General features: G+C 58.1%; 9 protein-coding genes. 5 read left to right on the top strand and 4 right to left on the bottom strand.

Annotated features, from left to right (window positions below; genetic code table 11):
• A partial coding sequence (locus GYRE_RS19355; protein ID WP_038257659.1) for an autotransporter outer membrane beta-barrel domain-containing protein occupies window positions 1-780 on the top strand: 780 nt, incomplete at its 5' end.
• A gap of 58 nt (window positions 781-838) precedes the next feature.
• On the opposite strand, the gene ansP is transcribed toward GYRE_RS19355, so the two are convergent.
• The gene (ansP, locus tag GYRE_RS19350; RefSeq protein ID WP_038257657.1) at window positions 839-2290 is read right to left on the bottom strand and encodes an L-asparagine permease; all 1452 of its coding nucleotides are present in this window, start codon (window positions 2288-2290) and stop codon (window positions 839-841) included.
• Between the two features lie 196 nt (window positions 2291-2486).
• Here ansP and GYRE_RS19345 point away from each other — a divergent pair, with 196 nt between their 5' ends.
• From GYRE_RS19345 to GYRE_RS19335, 3 genes are all read left to right on the top strand, one after another.
• On the top strand, window positions 2487-3119 hold the full coding sequence (locus tag GYRE_RS19345; RefSeq protein WP_038257655.1) for a glutathione S-transferase family protein: 633 nt from the start codon (window positions 2487-2489) through the stop codon (window positions 3117-3119).
• A 66-nt stretch (window positions 3120-3185) separates the two neighbouring features.
• Complete coding sequence (gene pptA / locus GYRE_RS19340; protein WP_006819905.1) at window positions 3186-3413, top strand: tautomerase PptA; 228 nt, start codon at window positions 3186-3188, stop codon at window positions 3411-3413.
• Between the two features lie 186 nt (window positions 3414-3599).
• Entirely contained in the window at window positions 3600-3845 is a 246-nt protein-coding gene (locus GYRE_RS19335) for a hypothetical protein (RefSeq protein ID WP_006819906.1), read from the top strand.
• 28 nt (window positions 3846-3873) lie between these two features.
• On the opposite strand, the gene GYRE_RS19330 is transcribed toward GYRE_RS19335, so the two are convergent.
• A complete protein-coding gene (locus GYRE_RS19330) occupies window positions 3874-4455 on the bottom strand; it encodes a flavin reductase family protein (RefSeq protein ID WP_038257653.1) in 582 nt (193 codons plus the stop codon).
• Between the two features lie 109 nt (window positions 4456-4564).
• On the opposite strand from GYRE_RS19330, the gene nhoA reads away from it, so the two are divergent.
• Entirely contained in the window at window positions 4565-5410 is an 846-nt protein-coding gene (nhoA, locus tag GYRE_RS19325) for an N-hydroxyarylamine O-acetyltransferase (protein WP_038257651.1), read from the top strand.
• Between the two features lie 51 nt (window positions 5411-5461).
• Here nhoA and narI read toward each other — a convergent pair whose 3' ends face one another.
• Both narI and narW read right to left on the bottom strand, forming a co-directional pair.
• Entirely contained in the window at window positions 5462-6142 is a 681-nt protein-coding gene (gene narI / locus GYRE_RS19320; protein WP_038257649.1) for a respiratory nitrate reductase subunit gamma, read from the bottom strand.
• On the bottom strand, window positions 6139-6763 hold a 625-nt coding region (gene narW, locus GYRE_RS19315; RefSeq protein WP_038257647.1), incomplete at its 5' end, for a nitrate reductase molybdenum cofactor assembly chaperone. The genes narW and narI, both read right to left, overlap by 4 nt.

Here is a 6763-nt window from a genome sequence, read left to right as displayed (position 1 = left end):
GCGCAGCTCGACAAAAACACCGACTACGACATGCTGGCCCTGCGCCAGACGCTGGATTTGACCGGCAGCCAGAACCTGACCATGGAGTACGGTATTGCGCGCCTCGACGGCAACGGCAGCCAGAGTGCCGGTAACAACGGCATCACCGGCGGCTACAGCCAGTTCTTTGGCCTGAAGCACCAGATGGCGTTTGAAAACGGCATGAGCTGGAACAACGGCCTGCGCTACGACGTGCACAACCTCGACAGCAACCGCTCGGTGGCCTACGGCGACGTCAGCAAATCGGCGGACAGCAGCGCGAAGCAGCAGTACCTGGAGTTCCGCAGCGAAGGGGCGAAGAAATTCGAACTGAGCGAAGCGCTGACGGTCACCCCGTATGCGGGCGTGAAGCTGCGCCATACCCTGGAAGATGGCTACCAGGAACGCAATGCGGGCGACTTCAACCTGAACATGAACAGCGGCAGCGAAACGGCGGTGGACAGCATCGTTGGCATGAAGGTGGACTATGCGGGTAAAGACGGCTGGAGCGCGACGGCGACGCTGGAAGGCGGGCCGAACCTGAGCTACGCGAAGAGCCAGCGCAGCGCCACGGTGGCGGGTGCGGGTAACCAGCGCTTTGCGATTGACGACGGTCAGACCGGCGGCGGGGTGAACCACCTGGCGACCACCGGCGTGAAATACAGCGGCAAAGATAGCGCACTGCAGCTTGATGCCTATCACTGGAAGGAGGACGGGGTCAGCGACAAGGGGCTGATGCTGAACTTTAAGAAGACATTCTAATAATAACGTAGTATCGCTTATGCACATTGCCCGGCCGAACGGCCGGGCTTTTTTATGCTTAGTGCTTACCGGGCGCGGCGCTGTGGATCTCATGCACGCGTTTACGCACGCCAAACCAACCGGCGATCAGCATAATGCCAATCAGCGGCAGCGAGGCGATGGTCCAGGTGCCGTTCGGGTAGTCGAACGCCATCAGCACCAGTACCGCCAGCAGGAACAGCAGCGTCAGCCACGAGGTGAACGGTGCGCCAGGCAGTTTGAAGCTGACGTCAGCCGTTTTACCTTCCTTGATAGCCTTACGCAGGCGCATCTGGCACACCATGATAAAGGCCCAGGAGGCAATAATGCCCAGAGAGGCAAAGTTGAGCACAATTTCAAACACCTGCGACGGCACCAGGTAGTTGAGGAATACCCCAACCACGTACACCGCAAGCGTTGCCAGAATGCCTGCGTAAGGCACATGCTGACGGCTCATCTTCGACATGAAGTGCGGCGCAGACCCGCCCATCGACATTGAACGCAGAATACGTCCGGTGCAGTACAGGCCGGAGTTCAGGCTGGAGAGGGCGGCGGTCAGCACCACGATATTCATAATGCTGCCGATGTACGGCACGCCAAGCTTGCTGAAGAAGGTGACAAACGGGCTTTGTCCTGCCTGATAGGCGTTCCACGGCAGCAGCAGCACCAGCAGCACGACGGAGCCGACGTAGAACAGGCCGATACGCCAGATAACGCTGTTGATGGCCTTCGGCACCATGGTCTGCGGATCTTTGCATTCACCGGCGGCGGTGCCGACCAGCTCAATCGAGGCAAAGGCAAAGACCACGCCCTGGATCAGCACCAGCGCAGGCAGCAGGCCGTGCGGGAAGAAACCGCCGTTATCGGTTATCAGGTGGAAGCCGGTGGTGTTGCCATCAAGCGGTTTACCGCTGCCGAGGAAAACGGTACCCACGACGAGAAACACCACGATAGCCAGAACTTTGACCAGCGCGAACCAGAACTCCATTTCGGCGAACCACTTCACGCCAATCATATTCATGGTGCCGACAATCGCCAGCGCGCCAAGCGCAAAGACCCACTGCGGTACGTCGCCAAACGCGCCCCAGTAGTGCATGTACAGCGCCACGGCGGTGATATCGACGATCCCGGTCATCGCCCAGTTGATGAAGTACATCCAACCGGCAACGTAGGCCGCTTTTTCACCCAGAAACTCGCGGGCGTAGGAGACGAAGCTGCCGCTGGAAGGGCGATGCAAAACCAGTTCGCCCAGCGCGCGTAAAATGAAGAATGAGAAGATACCGCAGACCAGATAGACGATAGCCAGCGACGGCCCCGCCATCTGTAAACGGGCGCCCGCGCCGAGGAACAGACCGGTGCCGATAGCGCCGCCGATGGCGATCATCTGCACCTGACGGTTGCCCATCGCCTTGTGGTAGCCGGATTCCTGGGAATTTAGCCAGCGGCGTCTGGCAGCATGCTGCTCCGCCGCATCCTGGTGTTTTGTGCTCATGTAATGTCCTGTTATTCCTGTCTTATTCAACCAATGGGCGGTTTTTCTCATCATTCTGAGGTTGAGATAAAATCCGCGCCGCGCAGCATCCTACACGTAACGCACCGTGACGACCAGAATTGAAAATCAATAGGTTGCTAACGGTAAGAAGGCATAACCCGGCCTATACTTTATTTTTTACCGTCGGAGTCAGACGATGATGACCTTGTATGGTGTACCCGGCTGGGGTTCAGCAATTGCTGAAGTGATGCTGACCATGGCGAAGATCCCGTACCGTTTCGTTGATGTGGATGGATTCGACCGCCCCGGCCCGCAGAATGATTCCCTCGCCGCGCTTAACCCGTTGTGTCAGGTGCCGACCGTGAAAATGACCGACGGCAGCATCATGACCGAAACCGCCGCCATTGCGCTGATGATCCTCGATGAGTGTCCGGAACTGGCACCGCCTGTTGATACGCCGCAGCGGCGGCAGTTTCAGCGCCTGCTGGCGTGGTTTGTGGCTAACGTGTATCCCACTTTTACCTATGCCGACTACCCGGAACGCTGGACGGAAAAGGGCGCTGACGAGCTGAAAGCGAACTGCCTTGCCTACCGAAACTCCCTCTATCAGTGGCTTGAGAGCCAGCTGAGCCTGACGCCGTACAGCTTTGGTGAGCAACTGACGCTGTTCGATGCGTATCTGGTGGTGATTTATCACTGGGGGCCGCGTGAGGCGTGGTTTCAAACGCATACCCCGAAGCTCTACGCCATTGCGCAAAGCGTGGGTGAACGCCCCGAGCTGCAGGAGGTGTTAGCGCGTAATGGCTACACGCGGAGCACAAACGGATAACGGCGCGGTGGGCGCTGTGATAGGGTAATGTTCACTGCAAAACAACATCATAACCGGAGCCCTGCAATGCCACATATCGACATTAAATGTTTTCCCCGCGATCTGAACGATGAGCAAAAAGAGGCGCTGGCGGCGGAGATTACCGAAGTGATCGTGCGCCACCTGAACAGCAAAGACCGCTCGGTGAGCATTGCCCTCAATCAGGTGCAGGAAGCCGACTGGCAGCAGGTCTGGGAGCGCGAGATTGCGCCGCAGATGGAGACGTTGATTAAAAAACCGGGTTACAGCATGTAGCGTGCCGCCAGGCGCAATATCCAGAATTGAACAAACTCGTGCTGTCGGCCGGGAAGGTGGTGTTGTTACACTGACCAGGCAGTTAATCAGGCACACGAAAGTTAGTATGAATGATACTTGGCCCGAATCTCCTCGGGCCTTTTTTTCGCTATAATTTGTCCAGACGGTATTGATTGAGTGGTTACTATGAACATTAAATCTGCATTCATTGCGTTGTTACTCACCTCCTTGTGCGCCACGAGCGCTTACGCGACCGAACAGGGGCGTCAACGCCAGCAGGCGCGTGACACCCGTCAGGATACCCGCGATCAGGCGAGAGACGTCAAACACACCTGTATGTCGAACAACAATCAAAGCAATCACGAATGTCGTCAGGATAAGCGTCAGATGAAGCAAAACGGACGCGAAAAGGCACGTGATATCAAATACTAATCATTGTGACACCGTCACTTTTTATCGGTTAGTCTGAACTGATATTCGCCCGCACCAGCCTGCCGGTGCTGGCGAAAGTGCCTGCGCCGAGATGATGCAGGGTGTTGCGCGTATCGCCGTCAAACTGCCAGCGCCCGGCGACAAACGCCTTTTCGTCAGCGGCCGCCGAGACCACTTCGCCAAACAGGGTGTCATATTTCTCCTGCGCCGCCGTTGCGGGCAGCAGACGACACTCCATCCACGCCAGACATTTCTCTTCAATCAGCGGCAAACCCAGCTGTGGACCGTGCACCACGGGGATACCATAGGCGTTAAATTTGTCCTCTTCACGCCCGCTGACGCTGCCGACGGCGTAGGTCCAGCTTGCGGCCGCGACGCCGGGGATAACAATGCCAAACTTGCCGGTACGTTCGATGAGCTCGCGCGACCAGGTGCTTTTATCCACCACAATGGCGATGCGCGGCGGTTCAAATTCCACCGGCATCGACCACGCTGCCGCCATCACGTTGCGCCGGTCAATATGCTCATCGCGGGTGGTGATAAGCACCGTCGGGCCATGATTCAACAACCGGCTGGCATGTTTTAACTCTACGGGAACAAAACGACTCATAGCGGCTCCTGCTGGGGAAATGTGCTATCAATTAGCATATCGCACAAATTCACCGTTGCCGGGGAAAAAATGCGTTATAAAAAGAGGACATCGACCGCAGGAGACTCTGATGAGCCCGTTTTTAACTGCCTATTTTACCCGTCTGGGCTGGACGGAAACTGCAACAGCCACCATTGAAACGCTGCGTAAACTGCATTTGCTGCACAACGGCGCTATTCCCTTTGAAAACCTGGACGTTTTGCTCCCCCGCGAAATTCACCTTGATGACGCTGCGCTTGAAGATAAGTTGCTGACCGCCCGTCGCGGCGGCTACTGCTTTGAGCAAAACGGTCTGTTTGAGCGTGCGCTGCGTGAGATTGGCTTCAACGTTCAGAGCGTGCTGGGCCGCGTGATTCTGGCGAACCCGCCGCAGATGCCGCCGCGCACGCACCGTCTGCTGCTGGTCGAGATTGCCGGAGAGCGCTGGATTGCCGATGTCGGCTTTGGTGGACAGACGCTGACCGCGCCGATTCGCCTGCTGGCGGAAGTGCCGCAGGAGACGCCGCACGGCGTCTACCGTCTGCTCAATGAAGGCAATGACTGGACGCTGCAGTTCAGCCACCATGAGCACTGGCAGTCAATGTATCAGTTCGATCTGGCGAAGCAGTATTTCAACGACTACGTGATGGGGAACTTCTGGTCAGCGCACTGGCCGCAGTCGCATTTCCGCCACCATCTGCTGATGTGTCGTCATCTTCCGGATGGCGGCAAGATGACGCTGACCAACTTCCATTTCACCCACTGGGAGAATAACCGGGTGCTGGAGAAAATTGACCTGCCTGACGTCGATGCGCTGTATGAAGTGATGCAGACCCGCTTTGGCCTGGGCGTGGACGACCCGAAAAACGGCTTCAGCGTTGCCGAGCTGGCGGCGGTGATGGCGGCGTTTGATACTCACCCGGAGGCGGGGAAATAGTCTGAATGACAGGCCGGGTAAGGCGTTGTCGCCACCCGGCCTGGCGTGGAATTAACGCCGTGAACGCACCACCTGATAGCGGCGGGTGATGTACTCCACCGGCGCGCTCCAGACGTGCACCAGACGGGTGAACGGGAACAGCAGGAAGATGGTCATTCCCAGCACCAGATGTACGCGATACACAAACGCAACGCCGTCAAGATGGCCCGATGCGCCGCCCTGGAACGTGACCACCGCCTGCGCCCAGCCCACCAGTTTCATCATCTCACTGCCGTCCGGATGCTGCGCCGAGAACGGAATGGTCGAGAGCCCGAGAATACACTGAATAAGCAGAATGCTGAGGATGAGGATATCCGCCGTGCTTGAGGTCGCGCGAATACGCGGGTTGAACAGCCGACGCACCAGCAAACCTGCGCCACCGACCAGCGTCATCACCCCACAAGCGCCGCCGAGGATCATCGCCATCTGCTGCTTCACCGAAATCGGCAGAAACGATTCGTACATCCAGTGCGGGGTCAGCATGCCGAAGAAGTGCCCGAAGAACACCCCCAGGATCCCCACGTGGAACAGGTTCGACCAAAGCACCATCCCGCGCTTATCGAGCATCTGGCTCGACGACGCGCGCCAGGTGTACTGGCCGTAGTCGTAGCGTAGCCAGCTGCCAAGGATGAATACCGTACCGCACAGATAGGGGTAGATATCGTAAAAAAAGACGTTGATATACTGGATCATTTCGGGCCTCCGGCACTGACGTCGACGTACTGCGGGGCGACGTCCTGGCTAAAGCGTCGTTGATAGTTTTGCAGCGGGGAGCTGTCGCAGGCGGTGGCGTTATCTTCGATAAACTTCACCTGTTCTTCTTCCCAGACCGCATCCAGCGCCTGGCGGGTGTCGTCGCGCGTTTCACCCGCCACCTGTTTAGTGACACTGTCACTACTGAGCGGGCTGTTTGCCAGCGCCAGCAGGGCGTCGAACAGTTGGTAATACTCGCTCTGGCGCTGCTTCAGCCGCCCGCCAATCAGCGCCAGGATCGGCGCCACGTTCTGCAGGCCTTCGCGGGCGTCGGCCGGTGGCAGAATGCTGAGGTACTCAAGATACAGCGGCAGGTGGTCCGGCAGCTCACGGCAGCTCAGCTGTAACCCGGCCTGCTCGTACTGCGCCATCAGGTCGACCATCGCCTGGCCGCGATCGCGTGACTCGGCGTGGACGTGCTCAAACAGCATCAGCGAGGTGGCGCGCCCGCGCTCGAAGATTTCACACCATTCGGCCTGTTTATCCAGCAGCGGGGCGTGAAGCATCTCGCTGACGAACGACGTCAGCGTTGGGGCGCGCTCCGCAACGAGCGAGAGCGCC

Source organism: Yokenella regensburgei ATCC 49455 (assembly GCF_000735455.1).
GTDB classification, from domain to species: Bacteria; Pseudomonadota; Gammaproteobacteria; order Enterobacterales; family Enterobacteriaceae; genus Yokenella; species Yokenella regensburgei.
Note: the sequence above shows the minus strand (reverse complement) of the source record. Positions and strands in the feature narration are given on the sequence as shown.